This is a genomic window from Nonomuraea roseoviolacea subsp. carminata (assembly GCF_024172185.1).
GTDB classification, from domain to species: domain Bacteria; phylum Actinomycetota; class Actinomycetes; order Streptosporangiales; family Streptosporangiaceae; genus Nonomuraea; species Nonomuraea roseoviolacea.
In genome coordinates, this window is the sequence record NZ_JAMZEC010000001.1 from 8,587,157 (window position 1) to 8,607,212 (window position 20,056).

The window sequence follows — 20,056 nt, forward strand, 5'->3', positions numbered from 1 at the left end:
CCTCAGTCTGCGGAGACGCGGGATAGCGGCAGGTTCGGCCAACCATAACGTGCGGTTAATCCTTGCCCGAAACCCGATCCGCACCTGCCCTCGCGTGCGCGAAGGTAAGCGCCGCGCTAACCGGATGCTGAGCGGGCGCTGTCACGCCTTTCTCTACCGTGCGTTCATGAGGTCAGGCAGCACAACGACCGTCCCGGTGCCGGTCTCCGCCGCGTCCCTGGGCCTGGGGGTGGTCGTCGGCTTGGCCGCGCGCACGCTGGCGTGGACTGCGGCGGACATGAGGGTGAGCCAGTCGGTGCAGTCGCTGCGCGGCCCGTGGCTGACCACGGTGGCGCAGGTCTTGAATGTGGGATTCGGCACCGTTGTGGGCACGGTCCTGGCCTCGCTCCTCATCGTGGGTGTCGCCGTGTCGGGACGGAGGCGTGCCGCCGCAGGCGTGCTGCTGGTGATCGCCGCGGGGTGGGGTGTGGGTGCGCTGGTCAAGGTGGTCGTCGCCCGTCCCCGGCCCCCGGCGGTCCACGCTCTGGTGCGGGAGCTCGGCCACGAAAGCTTTCCCAGCGGTCACGTATGCCTGACTCTGTCGATCGTGATCGCCGTGGCGCTGCTGGCCAGAAAGACCCGCCTCTTGTGGCCCGTCGTGACAGCCGGCGGCGTGCTCGTGGCGGCTCAGATGGCCGCGAGGGTCTATCTCGGGGCGCACTATCCCACGGACACCCTGGGCTCGGTCATCCTCACCCCGGCCGCCGTCCACCTGGCCGCCAACGCGCGACGCCTCGCTCGACGGTTCGGAGTGTTCCTGCTGCGCGCAGACAACCGCCGCAGGGCGCGCACGGCCGGCCCGCCCAGCACCCGGCAGGTGAAGATCCTCCTGCTGCACGCCTACGGCATGGGCGGCACCATCAGGACGGCCTTCACCCTCGCCGGCACGCTGGCGGCCCATCACGACGTGGAGATCGTCAGTGTCACCAAGACCGCAGGCAGGCCCTTCTTCCAGGTGCCGCCGGGCGTTCGTGTCGCCTTCCTGGACGACCGCACAGGCCGCCGACCCAGTGGCGCTCTGCTCGCGCGGCTGCTCCGCAGCAGGCTCATCCCTCGGCAGGAGGCCGCCTACGACCGGTTCGATCTGCGTAGCGACCTGGCCCTGCTGCGTTTCCTGCGCGGGCTGCGTACCGGCGTCCTGATCACCACGCGACCCGGCCTCAACCTGGCCGCCGCCTTGCTGGCCGCGCCCGGCGTGATCACGATCGGCCAGGAGCACACCGGCTTGGCTTCCCACAAGCTGGCCGTCCGGGATCTGATCGCCCGCAGGTACGGCAGGCTCGACGCGCTCGTCACCCTGACTGAGGCCGACCTGGCCGCCTACCGCGCGGCTCTGGGCCCGCGCGCGCCCCGGCACCTGCTGCGCATCCCCAACGCCACCCCGCCCCTCACCGGCGGCCGCTCTCCCCTCGGCTCCCAGACCGTCATCACGATCGGCCGCCTGGCCAAGGTCAAGGGCTTCGACCTGCTGCTGCGCGCCTGGCAACGGGTCAGCGCCACCCGCCCCGGGTGGAGGCTGCGCATCGTCGGCTCAGGGGCCGAGCATGCCCGTCTGCTCAAGTTGGCCGGCGAGCTCGGCCTGGCCTGCTCGGTCGAGCTTCCCGGCGCCTGCCGCGACGTCGGCGCCGAGCTCGACGACGCCTCGATCTTCGTGCTCAGCTCCCGCCGCGAAGGGTTCCCGATGACCATCTTGGAGGCGCTGAGCAAGGGGATGCCCGTGGTCGCCTTCGACTGCCCGCACGGGCCCGGCGAGATCATCACTCACGGCCACGACGGGCTTCTCGTTCCCCAGGGGGACGTCGCCGCCCTGGCCGCGGCGATCGGTCTCCTCATCGACGACGAGATGAAGCGCCGCATGATGGGGACGGCCGCGCTGACCACCTCCAAGCGGTACGACCCGGAGGCCATCGGAGAACGCTGGACCGCGCTGCTGTCCGAGCTGGAGGCGAGCCGCTGACCGGTCACAGGTCGCGCAGCACCGTCAACGGCGGGCGGCGGGCGGCCCGTACCGTCGCCGCCCCGGCCGCCAGCAGCGCCGCGACGCCGAGAACCGCCAGCACCGCCAGGTAGGCCCACGGCACGGCCAGCGCGTCGGGAGGCGGGTCGAACACCCCGCTGAGCACGGCGACCAGCATCCGCGACAGCGCCCACCCGCACAGCGCCCCCAGCACGGCCGCGGCCACCCCGACCAGCCCCACCTCCGCCCAAACGAACGAGCCCAGCTGCCGCGGGGTCGCCCCCAGCACCCTGGCCAGCGCGTACGTGCGGCGCCGCTCGGCGAAGCCGAGCACCAGCAGCAGACCGGTGGCCAGAGCCGCCAGCGCCAGCGCGTAGCCGAGTTCGATGGCGGTCAGGCCGGCCAGGTCCACGGCGGTGAGGCTGCTGCCGACGACCTGGCGGCTGGTCTCCACGTCGGTGATCTTCGCCGTCGGGCCGAGCCTGCCGCGCAGGTCGGCGGCGACCCGGTGGGGCGGGGTCCCGTCGGTGGTGATCAGGTACGTGGTGTCGGTGGGCAGCCGGTGGGCCAGGTAGGCGGCGTTGGCGACGAGGAAGCTGTCGCGGGGCGCGGTCGGGAACTCGGTGATGACGCCCGCGTAGTGGAAGGGGACCGTCGTGCCGTCCTCGGTGCGCAGCCGCACCTGGTCACCGAGGTGGAGCTGGAAGTCGTTGACGGTCTCCTGGCTGACCAGCAGCGCGTCCGGCTGGTGGGTGAGCCGGTCGAGGATCTCACGGGCGGTGCCGCCGGAGACGTAGGTGTCGTGCAGGCGGGTGGCGGCGGGGCGGATGCCGTACAGGTCCTGCAGGTCGGAGCCGACGTAGGCGAAGCGGTGCTGCAGTGGCTCCACGCGCGCCACGCCGGGCAGGGCCGCGAGCTGCCGCGCCGTCGCGCTGGTCTGGGAGACGGTGACGTCGGCGCCGTTGGTCAGCTCGGCGTCCACCTGCGCCTGCTGGCGGTAGGTGGTGTCGAAAACCGAGGTCGAGACGGCGAACGCGACGGCCAGCGCCGCCAGGGTGGCGGCGCGGGCCAGCGGGGCGCGCTGGCGGGTCAGCATGGCGGACACGGTGCTCGCCAAGCCTCCGGCCAGTGGCCGCACTGCCCAGGTGACCGGCAAGGTCCTGGTCAGGCGCCAGATGAGCAGGCCCGCGCCCGCCCACAGCAGCGCCGGCCCGGCGAAGGCCCAGTAGTCGACCGACAGCTGGGGCAGGCCCTCGGGGACCAGGACGAGCTGGTATCCGTTCCTGCTGGTGATCCAGAAGATCACCGCGGATCCGGCCAGCAGCCACAGGTCCAGCCCGTATCGCAGCCAGGCGGGCGAGCGGCGCGCCGCGCCAACCGGGCGGCGGGCGGCCGCCACGGTGGTGGCGTGCAGTGTGGGCGGCAGGACGGTGACGGCTGCGACCAGCAGTCCCAGGGCGGCGGCCCACCACGACACGTTCGCCGATCCGAACAGCGCCCGCCCGGCCAGCGCGGCCAGCCCCAGGCCCGACAGCGCTCCCGCCACGCCCACCAGCGCGGTCTCGGCCAGCGCGAGCCGCACCAGCGTGCCCCTGGAGGCGCCCCTGGTACGCAGCAGCGCCTGCTCGGCCGTCCGCCGTGGCGCCCCGGCGCGGGTCACGAGGCCGGCGAGCAGGGCCGCGAGCACCACCGCGGGCGCGCCCAGGAACAGGAACAGCACCTGGGAGTACAGGGCGTCCTCGCGGGCGGCGTCAAGGGCCGCGCCGAGATTGTCGCCGACCAGGGCGGTGCCGGCCATGCGCTCTTCCAGGTTGCGTGCCTGCCCCGTAACCGCGGTGTAGGCGGCAGCCGGGTCGGGCGGCAGCTGGTGGCCGATGCGGATGTGGTATTCGGTGCGTACCCGGTCGCGCGGGATGCTGTCGAACATCCTGTGCCAGTCGGTCTCCGGCAGGAGCAGCACGTTGTCGGGGGGCGCCTGCGGCTGCGCGCCGGGCGGTGCGCCGACGCGTTGGAACAGCGAGTCGGCGGCGGGCAGCTCCACCACTCCGGTGACCGTCACCGCCGCGTCCGGCAGCCCAGGGCGGCGCACGGTGACACGGGCGCCAGGCTGGGCGTGCAGGTTGGCGGCGGTCTGCTGGGCCAGCAGCGGCCCGTTCGCGTTCCCAGCGAGCAGGCGCAGCTCGCCGGGGAAGATGGCGGCGTAGTCGGCGGGCAGGCCGAGCACCTGGCCCGCGCCCGTCGTCAGCGTATGCCCGGCCTGGCGGGACTCGAACCCGTCGATCCTGGCGAAGCTCACTTGCCTGGACGTGCCGGGCATCGGGCCGGATACGGTCTGGCCGGGTTGCTGCTCCACCTGCCAGTCGACCGCGACCCGCTGGATCGAGCGGGCGGTCATGGTGGCCTTGGCGGAGGCGAGGAACGCGCCCAGCATGGCGGGAAGGGCCACGGCGAGCGCGATGCCCGCCGCGGCGGCAGCCAGCCGGGCCGTTCGCCGGATCAGCAGACCGCGCATCCAGATGAGGATCAGCATGCGAGTGCTCCGTCGCTCATGGTCCAGGTCTTCGGCAGCCGCGCCGCGACCCGCAGGTCGTGGGTGGCGACCACGAGGGCCGCGTCTAGCCGGTACGCCACCTCGGTGAGCAGGTCCACCACCTGGCGGGCGAGGTCGGAGTCGAGCTGGGCGGTGGGCTCGTCGGCGACGATCAGCCGAGGCCCGGCGGCCAGCACGCGGGCCACCGCGACGCGCTGCGCCTGCCCGCCCGACAGTTCTTCGGGCAACGATCCGGCCAGGTCGGCCAGGCCGATGGCATCGAGTGCGGCCAGCGCCCGCTCCTTGGCCTCGATGTCTGTCAATCCCGCGATGAGCAGCGGCAGCGCCACGTTCTCGACGACGTTCAGCGGGGGGAGCAGGCTCGGTCCCTGGAAGACCACGCCGACGCGGCCACGTGGGCGGTCGTCGAACGCGGGCCAGCCGATCCGCCCTGCCGTGGGGCGGTCGAGCCCGGCCAGCAGGTGCAGCAACGTCGTCTTGCCCGACCCCGATGGTCCAGTGATCGCCACCTGGTCGCCCGGACAGAGCTCGCAGGTGACCTCGTGCACGGCGACCAGGGCGTTCGCCCCGTGGCCGTAGACCCGAGCCAGTTCTTGGCAGGCGACCAGTGCGGTCATGTCGCTCGCCCGTCCTTCAGCTCGACCACGCGGTCGGCCAGCCGCCGCACGGCCGGGCTGTGCGAGGCGATCACCACGGCGGTGCGCTCTCCGGCCTGTTCGCGGATCAGCCGCAGGACGGGCCCTTCGGTGTGCTGGTCGAGCTCGCCCGTGGGCTCGTCGGCCAGCAGCAGCGCGGGGCGGTTCGCCAGCGCCACAGCCAGCCCCGCGCGGGCCGACTCTCCTCCGGACAACTCGCTCGGCCACGCCCGTGCCCTGGTCGAGAGGCCCAGGCGGGTCAGCAGGTCATCGCGCAGGCGCCGGTCCTGCCGCCCCGCCAGCCGCTGGGCCAGGTCGACGTTGGCCGCGACCGTCAGGTGCTCGATCAGGTTGCCGTTCTGGAACAGCACGCCCATCAGCCGGACCCGCAGTGCGGCGCGTTCCGTCTCCGGCCGGTGGCTGATGCGGTGGCCGTCCACCCTGACAATGCCGCCGTCCGGGTCGTCCAGCCCGCCCAGACACGCCAGCAGCGTGGACTTGCCCGAGCCCGAGGGACCGCTGACCAGAACGACCTCGCCCGCGGCGGCATCCAGGCTGACCCCGCGCAGCGCCCTGGTCTCCTCATCGCCTGACCGGTAGAACCGGTAAAGCTCCTCGGCCTGCAGAATCACGACGCCTTCCAGTGGAAGGAGTCGGAGACCGTGCGCCACGGGTCCACGTTGTCGGCGCCGACGGGCCCGGACAGGGTCAGAGTCGCCTGGCGCCCGCCCTGGTAAAAGGTGTAGCGCTCGACCTCGTCCTTGACGACCTTGCCGGTGACCGGGTCGGGGCTGCTGTCGGCGCGGTAGACGATCCGCACCGCCTTGCCGCCCTTCCTGGTCACCGTGTCGACCTTGCGGATGTCGCCGCTGTGCACCTGGCGCCTGACCGACGCCTCGGTCGCCGGCGAGGCGGCGGGCACGGTCTCGATGCGGATGCTGTTCAGCTTGTCAGTGAAGCTCGCCCCAGTGGGCAAGTCCGTGCGCGCCCACCCCTCGGGCACCTTCACCTCATACGGTTGCCCCGGGTGCCGGTAGGTCACGAACACCGTGTCGTCCGGGATGTCCCCCGGCGGATTCGACTCCGTGGGCTGCGGAGCCGGGGTGTCATTGCTCGCTAGGGCCTGTGTCTGCGTCTGCACCTGAGTCTGTGCCTGGGTTTGGACGGGCGTCGCTGCCGCGCAGCCTGCCGCCAGCCCGGCCATGGCCAGGGCGATGACGCTCTGCCGTACCTTCATGTTTGTCACGCTACGAGCGCGCCGGAAAGCGCCCGCTGAGCAACGGGTTAGCGGGGCGTTTACCTTGGTTCTGCCAACCTGGAGGGGTGACAGCACAGGGCGTGCCGCTGCGGCGGCGGGTGCTGGTGGTGATCGTGAGCGTGACCGCCCTGGCCGTCACGCTGTTCCTGGTGCCCCTCGCAATCGCGGTGAACATCCTCTACCACGACCAGACGGTGGCCGCGCTGCAACGCGACGCCGCCTGGGTCGCCGCCGCCGTCCCCGACGAACCACGAGGGCCGTTGAAGCTACCGACGGGCCTGCCGGGTGACCTGGCCATCGGTGGCTACACCCTGGCCGGCACCCGCCTGTTCGGCGACGGCCCCACCCACTCCCGTCTGGCCGCCTTCAGCAAGGACGGCCGTGTCCACGACACGGTGGAGGACGGCTTCCTGGCCGTGTCCGCCCCCGTCCCCTCAGACGAGGGTCCGGCGCTGATCATCCGAGTGGCGACGCCGAACTGGCAGGTCGAGCAGCGCATCCATCAGGCGTGGGTGCTGATGGCTTGGCTGGCGCTGATTGTGATCGCGCTGGCCGCAGGTGCGGCCGTGCGCCAGTCGGCCCGGCTCGCCGCACCTCTGGAGCGGCTGACCGCCGCGGCGCAGGCACTCGGCGGCGGCGACTTCAGCGTCCACGCCTCCCCCTCCGGGCTACGCGAGGCCGACCAGGCCGCCCAAGCTCTGGAGGCGACGGCGCGCCGCCTCGGCGACGTGCTCGCCCGCGAGCGGGCCTTCAGCGCCGACGTCTCCCACCAACTGCGCACCGGGCTGACCGGCCTGCTGCTCGGCCTGGAATCGGCGCTGTCCCGGCCCGGCACGGACCTGGCCCCGGCGGTCCGCGCCGCGCTGGCCAGAGGCGAGCGGCTGCAGGAAGTCCTCGACGATCTCGTACGGCTCAGCCGCGACAGCCGCGCGCCCGCCGAGCAACTCGACGTGGACGCGCTGATGGAGGAGATCCGGCAAGAATGGCACGGCCCGCTGGCCCGGCAGGGCCGCCGCCTGACCATCACCGTGGAACCCGCACTGCCACCGGTTACCGCCCAGCCCGCCGCCGTCCGGCAGATCCTGCGCGTCCTGCTCGACAACGCCCTGCGCCACGGCCAGGGAGAGGTCGCCGTCACCGTCTCCGACGTGGGACCTGGCACGGCGGTCGAGGTGAGCGATCACGGCCCCGGCGTGGCCCCGGACAGCGACCCGTTCATCAGGTCCAGCGGCCACAGCCACGGCATCGGTCTCGCCCTGGCCCGGTCATTGGCCGAAGCGGAAGGAGGCCGGCTGGTACTCAGCCGCACCAGGCCCCCGCTGTTCAGCCTGCTACTCCCCGGCCACGATGCCTGACGGCCGGACGTGGGCGGCCGGGGGCGGGTCATGGCTCGTAGCGGTAACCACGCCCCCGCACCGTGACGATCCGCTCCATCGGCTCGCCGTGCTCGGCCAGCTTGCGGCGCAGCGCGAACACGTGCACATCCAGGGTCTTGGTGGGGCCGAACCAGTTCTCGTCCCACACCTCATCCATCAACTGCTCACGAGTCACCACCTCGCCCGCCCGGCTGACCAGCGCCGCCAGCAGATCGAACTCCTTGGGCCGCAACACCACCTCGGCCTGCCCCACATAGGCGCGCCGCGCGGGCAGGTCGAGGCGCAGCCGCCCGGCGGCCAGCGTGCGCTCTCCCTGTGCCGGGCCGCGCCGACGCAGGTGCGCTCGGATCCTGGCCATCAGCTCGGTCAGCCGGAACGGCTTGGTCAGATAGTCATCAGCCCCCGCATCCAGCGCCACCACGACCTCGAACTCCTGCGTACGAGCCGTCAGCACGACGATCACCGTGTCCGGCACCCTTGAGCGCAACCGCCGGCACAGAGCCACCCCGTCCACATCGGGCAGGCCCAGATCCAGCAGGACGAGATCCGGCTGGTGCCGCTCGGCCGCCCGCAGCGCCTCGGCCCCGTCCGCGGCCGCCTCCACCTCGTAGCCCTGGGCGGCCAGCGCTTCGACCAGCTCGGACCTGATGATCAGATCGTCCTCTACGACCAGCACACATGCCATGCGGCCGATGGTATGAGTTGCGCTGCCAAGGCGGGTCGAACCGTCAGTGGCCGGCGACGGTGACGCCGCACTCAAGGGCCCCTTCCCATGCCCGGGCGGTGGGGCCGCCAGGGCGGTAGCATCGCCTGGCGACCTATCGTTTGACGTACTAGGGGGCGTGATGGCTCGACGCACAGATCCGCTCGGGTGGGGCAGTCCGCCGCTGCTGATTCTGGGGAGCCTGGCGGAGGAGCCGAAACACGGCTACGCGATCGTCAAGGACGTCCGGGAGCAGACCGGCATCACACTCGGCCCGGGGACGCTGTACGCCGCGTTGTCCAGGCTGGAGGAGCAGGGCTTGGTGGAGGCGCTGCCCGGGGAGGAGCGACGCCGGCCGTACCGGATCACCGCGGCGGGAGCGTCGGCGCTGGGTGAACGGCTGGCCGAGATGTCGCGTTTCGCCACCACCGGCCTGCGCCGCCTGTCAGCGGGCGTGGCGCGATGAGCGGCCTGGCGGCGCGCGTCGCGCTGGCCTGCTATCCACCGTGGTTTCGAGAGCGCTACGGGCAGGAGCTCGCGGCGCTGGTCGAGGATGTCGGCGGTGGCCCGCGGGTGCTGCTCGACCTCGCGGGCGGCGCCACCCGCGCCTGGCTGCGGCCGGCTCTGGCGGGCGCCCCTGAGGCGCGTCTGCGGCGGCGACTCCAGGCGACGCTGGCGACCACCTGGGTCGCCTGGTGCGCGGGGATCTCGTCGGTTCCGCTGCTGGATCGGCTCCTGTTGGATCCGCCGCCGCCCGGGACGCCGCACGCGGTTCGCGTGCTGGTCTCGGCGGCCTGGTGGCTGGCGCTGGCGGGATGCGCCGTGGCTGGAGCGGGAGCGCTGCAGCTGACGCTGCGGGTCCTGGTTCCGGCCCGCGATCGCCGCCTGGTCCGGCCGCTGCTGCCTGCGGCGCTCCTGGTGGGCGTCGAGGTCGCGGGCGCCTTGCTGCTCGGGCAGGCGCATCGGCCCTTGGCGGGCTTCCTTGCCGGTCTGCTGGCGTGGGTGATCGGGCTGGGTGCGATGGTGCTCGCGGTCGCCATCGGGCCGGTGGTCACGTTGCGACGGGCCCGGCCGGCCGCGGCGGTGATGCGACCTTCGATACTGCCGGCCGTAGCCGTGACCGTCCTGCTCGGCGCGGTCGCCATGGTGGACGGCGTCGCGGCCGCCCTGGCCGGCCGTACCCCGCTGACGCTGGCGGGCGTGGCGATCGGCGTAGGGGCCGCATCGTGCTCAGCGATCAGCGTCACGCGGACTCTCCGCCACTAGTACGTTTGACGGTATATCGTTTGGCGTACTAGCGTCTGGCTTGTGACCTTCACCCGAGCCTTGCGGTGCTGCATGGTGTCCGCAGCGGCCTTCACCGTGCTGATCCTGCTGAGCACCCAGTCCCGCGCCGTGCGGGCCTACAGCCCGTGGCAGGACGATCCGTATGATGTCGTGATTTCCGCCACCGAACTGCTTATCCCCGCCCTGGCGTTGGCGCTCGCCATCCGCGCCTGGGCGCGGCCCGGATGCGCCGAGTTGCTGCGAGGCGCCCGGGTGGTGCTCATCAGCGTGGCGGTGTCGGTGGTGACCTGCTGGGCGTCGGTCGCCCTGGGCGCGCACGCCGAAATGCGAGGCTGGCAGCAACTGCTGCTGATCGCCGGGCTGGCGGTGGTCACCCTCTCAGCCGTGCCCCTGGCCGTGGCCCTACGCCACGCGGGCCCCGCTGCCAGGGGCGACACCGACTGGGTCGAGGACCTTCTGGCCGCCGCGCAACGCCTGCGGATCCCCGTCGCCTGGGCACGCCGGGTCGCCGACGCCCTGCGCCGGCACCGAATCGTCGCCGCCGTTCTGCTGGCGACCGCCGTTTCGGGTTGGCTGGCGCTGGCCGAGGCGATCGGTGATGGACTCGGCCGCCAGCCTCTTCAGGCGGCCGCCTTCCGCGTGGTCGTCGGCGCGACGTTGCTGGTCGCCCTGCTGGTCCCGCTCAATGCCTGTCTCGGGCTGCTGCGCCGGGACGGGCGATCAACGGGGCATGACGAGCATCCGAACGAAAAGTCCCGTTAGCGGGTGCCCTCGGCTAACTATTTGATCTTCCGCTCGTCCTGCTTGCCTTGCCTGCCCTACCTTCGGCGTCTATGCCGGTTGAGTTCTTGAGTGATGGTGAGGCGGCCGCGTACGGCCGCTTCTCGGGCGCTCCGTCGCAGGCGGAGCTGGAGCGGTTCTTCTACCTGGACGACGCGGATCGGGCGCTGATCGCCGAACGGCGTGGGACACACGCCCGCCTCGGTTTCGCCCTCCAGCTGACGACAGCCCGCTACGTCGGGCGCTTTCTGACCGACCCGCTGGACGTGCCCGACGAAGTGCTGGTGTACCTCGGCGAGCAACTTGGGATCGAGGATGTCTCGCAGATCAGCCAGTACACCGAGCGGCGCAGCACGCCGTTCGAGCACCAGGACGCGATCCGCAAGGCATACGCGCTGAAGGAGTTCTCCCAGGCGGAGGCGGATTTCATCGTGTGGGCGAGCGCGCGGGCATGGAACACCGGCGACGGCAAGAAGACGATCTTCTATGACGGGGTGACGTGGCTGCGCACCAACAAGGTGCTGCTCCCGGGTGTGACCACGCTGGCCCGGCTGGTCGCACGGGTGCGGGATGAGGCCACCGACCGGCTCTATGACACGCTGCGCAAGGTGCTGTCGCCGCGGCAGCGGGTGATCCTGGAGATGCTGCTGGAGGTGCCCGAAGGCCGGCGCTCCTCGGACCTGGAACGCTGGCGCAAGGGCCCGGCGGCGCCCTCGGGCAGGAATCTGGAGAAGGCGTTGGAACTCGCCGCGGAAATCCTCGGAGTGGGGCTGGGGGCGATGCCGCTGCCGCCGGAGGTGCCGCACCGGCGGATGGTCGATCTGGCGCGATACGGCATGCAGGCCACGGCGACCGCTTTGCGCCGCCATGGCCCCTCCCGCCAGCTCGCCACGTTGCTGGCCACGGTGATTTACCTAGAGGGCAAGGCGGTCGACGACTGTCTGGAGATGCTGGACCTGCTCGTCACCACCGAGCTGGTCGGCAAGGCCGAGACCGCGACCGACAAGGAGCGGATACGCCAGCATCCGAAGTTGGCCAAGCATTCGGCCACGCTCGCTGCGGCGGTGGAGACCCTGCTGGAGGTCACCGAGTACGGCGAGGAACTCCGGTTGGATCAGCTGTGGGAGGCGATCGACGCGATCGTGCCCCGGCGGGAGCTGCGGGAGGCCGTCGCGGCGGTGACGGAGATGGTACTGCCGCCCGACGTCGATGCCGACGGAGAGATGCGGGCGCTGCTGGCCTCGCGGATCGCCACCGTGTCGGGGTTCCTTAAGACGCTGACCACGGTGATCGAATTCGGTGCCAACGCCGAAGGCGCGCGGGCGCTCGCGGCGATGAAGCAACTGCCCCGGCTGCTGGACGGATGCAAGAAGAAGGTGACCGAGGCCGACATCGACCCCGACCTGGTGACCGGGTCCTGGAAGCGGCTGGTGTTCAAGAGCCTGCCGAACGGCAGCACCGTGGACAAGAACGCCTACACCATGTGCATGCTCACCCAGTTTCACCGGCACCTCAAGCGCCGCGACGTCTATGCCGAGGCCTCGGCGCGCTGGCGGGATCCACGCGGGCAACTGCTGGACGGTGCGAAGTGGGAGGCGGCCAAGGGGCCGGCGCTGGTGGACTTGCAGCTACCTGAGGACCCCGGGCAGTTGCTCGCCGAGCACGCGCTGGTGCTGCATCTGGCGCTCAACGATGTCGCGGGCCGGGTCGGACAGGACGGCGTGGATGTGAGCGTGGACGGGGAGGGACGGCTGCACGTGGCCAAGCTGGCCGCCCTCCCGGAGCCACCGTCCCTGATCGACCTGCGCAAGCGGGTCCTCGCGATGCTGCCACGGGTGGACCTGCCCGAGCTACTGCTGGAGGTGATGGGCCGCGTTCCGGAGTTCGAGGCCGCGTTCACCTCGGTGGCTGGCGGGGTGAGCAAGCTCTCCGACTTCCACGTCTCGGTCGCGGCCTGCCTGACGGCCCAAGCGCTGAACATCGGGTACGCGCCGGTGGTGAAGGCGGGCACGCCGGCGTTGGAGCGCGGACGGTTGTCGCACGTGGTGCAGAACTACCTGTCGGCGGAGACCTACACCCTGGCCAACGGTCCGCTCATTGATGAGCAGGGCAAGATCGGTTTCGCCGAGGCACTCGGCGGTGGGCTGGTCGCGGCAATCGACGGGATGCGGTTCGTGGTCCCGGTGCCCTCGATCTACACCCGCCCGAACAAGAAGTACTTCGGCCGCTCGCGCGGAGTCACGTGGCTCAACATGATCAACGACCGTGGGGTGGGGCTCGGGGCGAAGGTCGTCACCGGGACCGTGCGCGACTCGCTCCACATGATCGATGTGGCGTTCCGGAGAGATGGCGGACCGCGCCCCGAAGTTCTGGTGACCGACACCGGATCTTACAGCGACGTCGTGTTCGGCCTGGTCCACCTGCTGGGCATGCAGTACCGGCCCGCGCTGGCCGATATCCCCGATCAGAAGGGCTGGCGCATCCAAGACGCCGACTACGGCAGCCTGTCCCGGTTCGCGCGCGGGAAGATCGACCTGGAAAAGATCAAGCGGCATTGGAGCGACATCCTGCGCGTCGTGGTGTCGATCTACACCGGCGAGATCCGCGCCTTCGACGTGATGCGCATGATCCAGCGGGACGGCAACCCGACCCCGCTCGGGGAGGCGATCGCCCACTACGGGCGGATCTTCAAGACCCTCCATATCCTCACCTACGCCGTCGAGGAGCCCTACCGGCGCGACATCAAGGGCGTACGCAACCTGCAAGAATCCCGCCACGCACTGGCGGGAAAGATCTTCCACGGCAGAAAGGGCGAGATCTACCAGCGCTACTACAAGGGCATGGAAGACCAGCTCGGCGCGCTCGGCCTGGTGCTCAACTGCGTCACGCTGTGGAACACCTTCTACATGGACCGGGCTCTCGATCAGCTCAAAGCCGAGGGCTACCCCATGGCCGAAGAAGACGTCGCACGCCTGTCACCCTTCGTCCGTCAGCACATCAACGTGATCGGCAGCTACTCCTTCGCCCAGCCCGACCTCGGCCCCGCCGGCGTCCGGCAGCTCCGCAACCCCGACGAGCCGGACTGGGAGGAGGAGATTCTCTAGCCCCAGAGCCCCAAGTAGCTACTTTCGTGGGCTGGAAAACGGTGGTTTCTCGCGAGATTGACTGGACTGATTTAGACCCGTTCAGGCGGCTGAACCATGTTCTGGTACGGCGTAGCAGAACGATACGGTGGATTCGCTCGACGATGTAAGAGCGCTCCCGAAGCTACGGCGAGGGGCAAAGTAACTGGCGGGTAATCTGGCGGTCCCGGCGGTCGTCCTCGAGTCGGCCTTCGAGGGGGCAGAACTGGCGAGAGAAAGGGCAGTGAGCCGCTGAACCATCGGCCGAGAGGTTGATCGTCGACCGCTGCGACCCTCCGAGCCCGACGGCGCTCTCCCGCGGGGGACGATCCTGAGAGAGACCGTCTCAATGCCCGGCAGCGCCGCCGTCTTCCGCTGAACGTCGATCGCCCGGCGATCTACGCCGACGCCGTCGAGGCATGCCTCCGCTCGGCAGACTCAGCGGCACGTCAGGTTGACGGCCAACGCGGCCACTGCCGCGCAGAAGAAGAGGGTCCAGGGGGCGAAGTGGTGGTCCCTGGCCCGCAGGTGTGCTGCGAACGCGCCGAGGAAGTACAGCACGAGCCCGCTGGCCGTGAGCGTGCCCAGGAGCGGTACGGCGATGCCGGCCAGCAACCCCAGCGCCCCGGCGGCCAGCAGCACCCCCAACGGGCGCATCCAGGACCGGGGCAACGCCCAACTTGTCCGCCTGGCTCTTGGGGTAGTCGTGGCCGATGAGGTTGGCGATGGCCGCCATGCCGTTGAGCGTCGCGACGAGGAGCGTGATCGTGAGATAGACGGCGAACATCGAGATTTTCTCTTTTCCATGAGAACGATCGAGTAGTTGATCGCCTCACGGACGAGACGGCTGCCCAAGGAGTGACGGATCACCGTGTGATCTGTGTTACAGCGCGACGCCGGTCAGCTTCTCCGGATTGCTGACCACATGGATCGCCTCGATCGTTCCCTTCACCAGGTGGAAGGTGACCGCCAGCACCGGTGTGCGCCCGGCGTGGATGATGATTCCCGGGCCGCCGTTGACCTGGAAAACCTGCGCCCGCGAGCCGTGCGGCCGTTGTGCCGACAGGACGACGGCGCGGGCTACACGCTCGCGGCCGTGGATGGCGGTGCGAGGGGCGCCGGTGAATCCGCCACCGTCGCTCACCATGGTCACATCCGGCGCCAATACCTCCATCAGGGCCTTCAGGTCGCCGCCGAGACAGGCCGCCAGAAACCGCTCGGTGGCCTGCCGCCTGGTCGCCTGATCGGTGTCATAGCGGCGGTGCCGCGTCTCCACCGCCTTCCTGGCGCGGAGCGCTATCTGGCGCACTGTCGCATGTTTGCGCCCGACGAAGTGCGCTATCTCGTGGTGGCCGTACCCGAAGGCCTCGCTGAGCACGAATACCGCGCGTTCCACGGGGGAGAGCGTCTCCAGCACCAGCAGCATCGCCGTCGACACTGACTCTTTGAGCAGGGCGTTCTGCGCAGCATCCGCATCGGTCAGAATCGGCTCGGGCAGCCGCGATCCCACATAGGACTCCCGCCGCACACGCGCGCTGCGCAGCCGGTCGATCGCCAGCCGGGTGGCTACCCGGACCAGATAGCCTTCGGCGTCCGCAACGGTCGCCACATCGACGCGGCTCCAGCGCAACCACGCGTCCTGCACCACGTCTTCGGCTTCGGTGACGCTGCCGAGCACCCGGTAGGCCACAGCGTGCAGCAGGCTGCGGTGCTCGGTGAACGCCCGCTCGATTGCCGACTGGTGCGCCTCTGGGCGGCCGTGCATCGCAGTCCTTCCTGTGCCGCGCCCTCATCTGGGCATCTTGGAGCCGGCCATCAGCAGCGCGAGATGAGCTTCATGTCATGAGCGTCGGTCAGTCGGCGAGCCTGGCCAGGAAATCCGGTCCTGTGGATCTTGACCGCCTGGCGCTCACACTCCGATGAAGCTCACTGTCTCCATCATGTCCGCTCGCCCTGTACGCAGCCGTGGCACGCCTTCCTTCTCGAACCCCACCGAGACACCGCAGAACAGTACGAGCCCGTCATCGGCTCCAACCATCTGGCTGACAGTCTTGCGATACATCGTCCACATCACCTGGGGGCAACTGTGCAACCCTTCCGCTCTCAGCAACAGCATGACCGTCTGCAAGTACATCCCTGCGTCCCCCCACTGTCCGGGCCCCATCGTCCGGTCCAGGTAGCAGAACAGTACGACTGGCGCCCCGAACGCCTCCGAGTTCAAGGCGGCGATCTTCTTGGGCCTGTCGGGGGCGTCACGCTCGATTCCCAGCGCTTCGTACCGCTGTGCGGCTGCGGCGGAAAAGCGGTCCAGATACGGCGAGGTCAGTTCGGCCGGGTACATCGGATACTCCCGCTCATCACCCGGGTCTCCCGCCCGAGCCCTGGCCGTCGCACGCCTCTTGAGTTCGGCCAAGGGCTCGCCGGTCACGACGTACACATGCCACGGCTGGAGATTCCCGCTCGACGGAGCCCGCGTCGCTGTCGCCAACACTCGTTCGAGTGTCTCCTTGGGCACCGGCTTATCGCTGAACGCCCGCACAGCCCGGCGACTGTCCACGGCCTCATACACATCCACGTCTTCGCACCCCTCACTCATTGACGATCAACCCTCCACCGTAGTCAGCGGTCAGCTCCGAGCATCGGCGGGCATTGGACAATGTCCTGACGACCAGTTGAGGGAGCGGAGGGTCCGCGCCGACTCGGCTGGTATCCGTCGCACGATCCAGCACGAGCCAATCCGCCCGTGGGGGCGAATCCGGTCGATTGCGCCCCCACGGGCGGATCCAATCAAGCCGCCGTCCACCACCTGCGGAAACGGCCGGTCGATCCAATGGAATCCGATACAGACTTCCGCCTCCCCTTTCCGCCCCCTTAAAGTGGTCGCAGATACCCACCGGCTACTCCAAGGCCGACCTTCGGGAAGGGAAGTGGCCCTGGTCAAGCAGGCCAACTACAACGGCACGGAGATCCCCTTCACCAGCAACCACTCCGCGGATGCCGGGCGTGGCTGACCGGGTCTATCTGCGGCACTCCACCGACAAGCAGACCGACGCCCGCCAGCGGCACGCCCTCACCGCTCTGCTGGCCGCCGGCGCCCCAGTCTACGAAGACCCCGCCACCTCCAGCCGGCAACTCTCCCTCGACCGCGCGGGCTTCACCACACTGCTGCACGAGGCCGCCGTCGGCGACACCATCCGCATCGCCGACGCCGCCCGCCTGTTCCGCTCCGTCGCCGACATCCTCGCTCTGCGCCCCGTGCTCATCCGCCGCGGCCTCCACCTGCGCGTCGAATCCGGACTGTTGTCCGGCATCGACCTGGCCAGCGACGACCCCGGCACCAAAATGATGGTCTCCGTCCTGGCCGCCGTCCTGGAGTTCCAGCGCGACATGATCAGCGAGAACACCCGGGAAGGCGTCGCCGCCGCCCAGGCCGCCAGCAAGACCCTCGGCCGCCCTGCCGCCCTCGACCACGACAAGGCCATCACTATCGTCGAGGAGTACCGGCAGGGCGTCGCCATCAAGGCCCTGGCCCGGAAGCACCGAGTCGCCCCCAAGACCATCCGCCGCGTCCTGGACGCCGCCGGCGCCCGCAACCTGCCCGACGCACCGCCGACCAACACCGGCGAGCAGCATCGCATGCCCGCATCGGACCTGGACGCGACCCTCGATCTGCCGGGACTGCTCGCCGATCACCTGCGTACCACTGGCGATGAAACCGTCCGCCAGGCCCTCGCCTCCGGGCAGACCATCCGCCGCGGCCGCGGCTACTCGGTCCGCATCACGGCCCCGCTCGCACTGCACCGCGCCGCGCTGGAGCAGAGCGCCGCCCTTGCCGAGGCCGGGCCGACCGAGCGCAAGGCGCACCGCGTGTACGCCGCCCGTGTTACAGCAGCCGTTCAGGCCACCCGACTGCATCCGTCATGACCTGCGAAAACCCTTCGGCGAGACGCATTTGAACGGAAAGTCACGGCAAGCCGCTCAACGCTGCTCTGCTAGCGGGACTTTTCGTTCGGATGCTCGTCGTGCCCCTCAACAGAGCCGCGCCGTCGCCCACCGGTGGTGTGGGCGGCGCTGTACGGCGCGGCCGCGAGCGTTCCCGTCACCATCGCCTTCCGCGACAGGATCGGCTACCTGCTCGACTACCCGCCCGACACCCTTGGCCGGATCAGCCGGCTCATCGCGGGATCGGCGGCCATCGTCGCCCTGGTCATGCTGCTGGTTCAGGCCTTCAGGACCCGCAGGCGGCGCCTCTCCCGGATCCTGGCCGGGATGCCGCTCGTGCTCGTCGCGCTGGTCGTCGGGTATCTGGGCGTGGTGATCATACGAAGGGTACTGCCGCAGGACCTGCCCGCCCCGACCGGCGCGTACGGGGTCGGGCGCCTGATCCGGGAATGGACCGACAGCAGCCGGACGGACCCGCTCGCGCCGCGGCCCGGCCTGCCACGTGAGCTGTCGATATGGATCTGGTACCCCACCCTTCGGGACGCCGGCGGGCCGCGTGCGCCCTACACGCCTGGCGAGTGGGCGCGGCAGCACATCCCGACGCCGCTGCCCGGCCTCGGCGAGGGCAGCTTCGCGGCCGTGCGTACCCGGGCCGTTGACGCCGCCGCCGTGGCGCCGGGACGGTTCCCCTTGGTGGTGCTCGCGCCCGGGATGGGGTTGAACGCGCCGGTGTTCAGCTCCCTCGCTCAGGAACTGGCCAGCCACGGCTACGTCGTGGCGAGCCTCACCCCGACCTACAGCGCCAACGTCACCGTCCTGCACGGCCACGCGGTCACCAGCACGCCGGCTGGCAAGCCCGACGACATCGACGAGGACAAAACCGCGGACAAGCTGATCGGCGTGTGGACGGCGGACGCCCGCTTCGTCGCCGCCCGCGCCGTCGCACTCGACCGGGACACAACCCTGGCCGGGCACGTCGACGCGAGCCACCCGCTGTACATCGGCCACTCCTTCGGCGGCGCGACCGCATTCCAGGCCTGCCACGACGACCCGTCCTGCGCGGGCGCGGTCGACCTGGACGGAGCTCTGCACGGCGGCGTCACGCGTACCGGCCTGCGCGCCCCAGCGCTGATCCTCGGCGGCGAGAACTCATGCGTCACCGGAACCTGCCGCGCCGACGACGCGGAGAACCGCGGCATGCGCGACAGAACCCGGCAATGGCTTGCCGCGAGCACCGGCCCCGTCTGGCGCTACGAGATCGCCGGAACCGGCCACTTCAACTTCACCGACTACGCCGTGATCTACCTGGCGGCGCCGATCCGCGCCCTGTTCCCGCTGGAATCCATCGACGGAGCGCGCGGCCTGCGCATCCAGAACGCCTACATCACTCAGTTCGCCGACCGGGCAGTCCGTCATCAGGCATCCTCGCTCCTGGCCGGCGCCCGGCTCTATCCCGAGGTCCACGCGCTGCGGTGAAACAGGAGACCGCCGGCCGTTTGGCGGACGGACTTCGCTCGTCGGCCGTTGCGTCGGGCTGGTCCGTGCCACATGTTGGAAGCGTGAGCCACGGCCCGACACGCAGAGTGCGCTTGATGGTGAAGTCCGGGGAACTGACTCTCGGCCTGCTGCAAGCGGCCGAGGCACGAGGCGGACCTTCTGGCGCATCCGTACGTGGCGTCGAGCACATGGAGCTGGCGGTCTTCTGGCTCGCCGGTACCACCGACCGGTCTCGAGAACTGCAGTCCCGCGTAAGCCCCGCATAGAGCGTGGCGGCTCTGCGGCCGCCGATCCGCTCTCCGTCCAGAAGGCAAGGCAGCGGCCCAGCAGGAAGCCGCCCGCCGCCGCCGGGCAGTGGAACTGCGTGATGACGGCTAATTCCGGGCGGGGCCAGCGTGCCGATCTGTTCGGCGAGCTCACCCGCGTTCCAGCCGAGCAGCGAAGCGGCCTGGGCAATGATCACTTCGTCTCGACCACGCTGTCAACGGTGTGGCACATCGTGACCACCACCTATCCCCGGCTGGCCAGTTCCTCGGCCACGATGGTGTTGACCAAGCGGGGTGCGTCGCTGCCGGGTGAATACAGCACGGGTGCCACACTCTGGCAACCTCAGCACGACGGGCCGCCGTCCGTGACGACGGTCGGCGGGCGCGCTCCGGTGTGCGTGGGTGCCGGGCAACCGGACCATGTCAGGTCGCAGCCCCTGCTCGCGCAGGAACTCGGCTCCTGCCTTCGGCTCGATCCAGGGCGCCGCGAGCTTCGCAAGGCCGTCGTCTGCTCGCCGTCGGCGTCCCGCGAGTCGGGTCCGGTGGACGAGTCCGGAGGTTTGCCCACTTGCTACTATTGGCGCGAGTAGTATCTGGCTGGCCGGCGTCATCGGGTGTTGTACCCGTGGACCTTGCCGGCGAC

The 20,056-nt window shown here is 70.3% G+C and carries 17 protein-coding genes; 9 read left to right on the plus strand and 8 right to left on the minus strand.

Annotation, left to right across the window (positions count from 1 at the left end; translation table 11 throughout):
• The first annotated feature begins 166 nt into the window (after positions 1-166).
• Positions 167-1,996, plus strand: a complete 1,830-nt coding sequence (locus HD595_RS39875; RefSeq protein WP_253778560.1) for a glycosyltransferase — start codon at positions 167-169, stop codon at positions 1,994-1,996.
• A 4-nt stretch (positions 1,997-2,000) separates the two neighbouring features.
• On the opposite strand, the gene HD595_RS39880 is transcribed toward HD595_RS39875, so the two are convergent.
• The 4 genes from HD595_RS39880 to HD595_RS39895 are packed head-to-tail and all read right to left on the minus strand — an operon-like array spanning position 2,001 to position 6,419.
• Positions 2,001-4,526, minus strand: a complete 2,526-nt coding sequence (locus HD595_RS39880; RefSeq protein WP_253778563.1) for an FtsX-like permease family protein — start codon at positions 4,524-4,526, stop codon at positions 2,001-2,003.
• Positions 4,520-5,164 carry an ABC transporter ATP-binding protein gene (locus tag HD595_RS39885; RefSeq protein WP_253778565.1) on the minus strand — a complete coding sequence of 215 codons (645 nt, stop codon included), beginning with the start codon at positions 5,162-5,164 and terminating at the stop codon, positions 4,520-4,522. The genes HD595_RS39880 and HD595_RS39885 overlap by 7 nt, the downstream gene beginning before the upstream one ends.
• Positions 5,161-5,814: an ABC transporter ATP-binding protein gene (locus tag HD595_RS39890; protein WP_253778567.1), complete on the minus strand. Its 654-nt coding sequence runs from the start codon at positions 5,812-5,814 to the stop codon at positions 5,161-5,163. The genes HD595_RS39885 and HD595_RS39890 overlap by 4 nt, the downstream gene beginning before the upstream one ends.
• Positions 5,811-6,419, minus strand: a complete 609-nt coding sequence (locus HD595_RS39895; protein ID WP_253778569.1) for a hypothetical protein — start codon at positions 6,417-6,419, stop codon at positions 5,811-5,813. Before HD595_RS39895 ends, HD595_RS39890 begins: the two co-directional genes overlap by 4 nt.
• Before the next feature lie 86 nt (positions 6,420-6,505).
• On the opposite strand from HD595_RS39895, the gene HD595_RS39900 reads away from it, so the two are divergent.
• Positions 6,506-7,795, plus strand: coding sequence for a HAMP domain-containing sensor histidine kinase (locus HD595_RS39900; protein WP_253778571.1), 1,290 nt, complete (start codon positions 6,506-6,508; stop codon positions 7,793-7,795).
• Between the two features lie 28 nt (positions 7,796-7,823).
• Here HD595_RS39900 and HD595_RS39905 read toward each other — a convergent pair whose 3' ends face one another.
• The gene (locus HD595_RS39905; RefSeq protein WP_253778573.1) at positions 7,824-8,501 is read right to left on the minus strand and encodes a response regulator transcription factor; all 678 of its coding nucleotides are present in this window, start codon (positions 8,499-8,501) and stop codon (positions 7,824-7,826) included.
• 160 nt (positions 8,502-8,661) lie between these two features.
• Here HD595_RS39905 and HD595_RS39910 point away from each other — a divergent pair, with 160 nt between their 5' ends.
• From HD595_RS39910 to HD595_RS39925, 4 genes are all read left to right on the plus strand, one after another.
• Complete coding sequence (locus tag HD595_RS39910) at positions 8,662-8,985, plus strand: PadR family transcriptional regulator (protein WP_253778576.1); 324 nt, start codon at positions 8,662-8,664, stop codon at positions 8,983-8,985.
• Positions 8,982-9,785 carry a hypothetical protein gene (locus HD595_RS39915; protein WP_253778577.1) on the plus strand — a complete coding sequence of 268 codons (804 nt, stop codon included), beginning with the start codon at positions 8,982-8,984 and terminating at the stop codon, positions 9,783-9,785. The genes HD595_RS39910 and HD595_RS39915 overlap by 4 nt, the downstream gene beginning before the upstream one ends.
• Before the next feature lie 42 nt (positions 9,786-9,827).
• On the plus strand, positions 9,828-10,568 hold the full coding sequence (locus HD595_RS39920; protein ID WP_253778579.1) for a hypothetical protein: 741 nt from the start codon (positions 9,828-9,830) through the stop codon (positions 10,566-10,568).
• A gap of 71 nt (positions 10,569-10,639) precedes the next feature.
• On the plus strand, positions 10,640-13,690 hold the full coding sequence (locus HD595_RS39925; RefSeq protein ID WP_253778580.1) for a Tn3 family transposase: 3,051 nt from the start codon (positions 10,640-10,642) through the stop codon (positions 13,688-13,690).
• Between the two features lie 456 nt (positions 13,691-14,146).
• Here HD595_RS39925 and HD595_RS46415 read toward each other — a convergent pair whose 3' ends face one another.
• The 3 genes from HD595_RS46415 to HD595_RS39940 all read right to left on the minus strand — a co-directional run bounded on the left by HD595_RS46415 (position 14,147) and on the right by HD595_RS39940 (position 16,283).
• Positions 14,147-14,515, minus strand: coding sequence for a DoxX family protein (locus HD595_RS46415; protein WP_301311270.1), 369 nt, complete (start codon positions 14,513-14,515; stop codon positions 14,147-14,149).
• Between the two features lie 76 nt (positions 14,516-14,591).
• Positions 14,592-15,473, minus strand: coding sequence for an RNA polymerase sigma factor SigJ (gene sigJ, locus HD595_RS39935; RefSeq protein ID WP_253778583.1), 882 nt, complete (start codon positions 15,471-15,473; stop codon positions 14,592-14,594).
• A gap of 144 nt (positions 15,474-15,617) precedes the next feature.
• Positions 15,618-16,283, minus strand: a complete 666-nt coding sequence (locus HD595_RS39940; RefSeq protein WP_253778584.1) for a nitroreductase — start codon at positions 16,281-16,283, stop codon at positions 15,618-15,620.
• Between the two features lie 428 nt (positions 16,284-16,711).
• Between HD595_RS39940 and HD595_RS39945 the strand changes: the two genes are divergently transcribed.
• The 3 genes from HD595_RS39945 (at position 16,712) to HD595_RS39955 (ending at position 20,003) form a co-directional block, all read left to right on the plus strand.
• Positions 16,712-17,632: a recombinase family protein gene (locus HD595_RS39945; RefSeq protein ID WP_253778585.1), complete on the plus strand. Its 921-nt coding sequence runs from the start codon at positions 16,712-16,714 to the stop codon at positions 17,630-17,632.
• Positions 17,633-17,767: 135 nt separating this feature from the next.
• Complete coding sequence (locus HD595_RS39950) at positions 17,768-19,126, plus strand: alpha/beta hydrolase family protein (protein WP_253778586.1); 1,359 nt, start codon at positions 17,768-17,770, stop codon at positions 19,124-19,126.
• Positions 19,127-19,514: 388 nt separating this feature from the next.
• Positions 19,515-20,003: a hypothetical protein gene (locus tag HD595_RS39955; RefSeq protein WP_253778589.1), complete on the plus strand. Its 489-nt coding sequence runs from the start codon at positions 19,515-19,517 to the stop codon at positions 20,001-20,003.
• Positions 20,004-20,056: the final 53 nt, after the last annotated feature.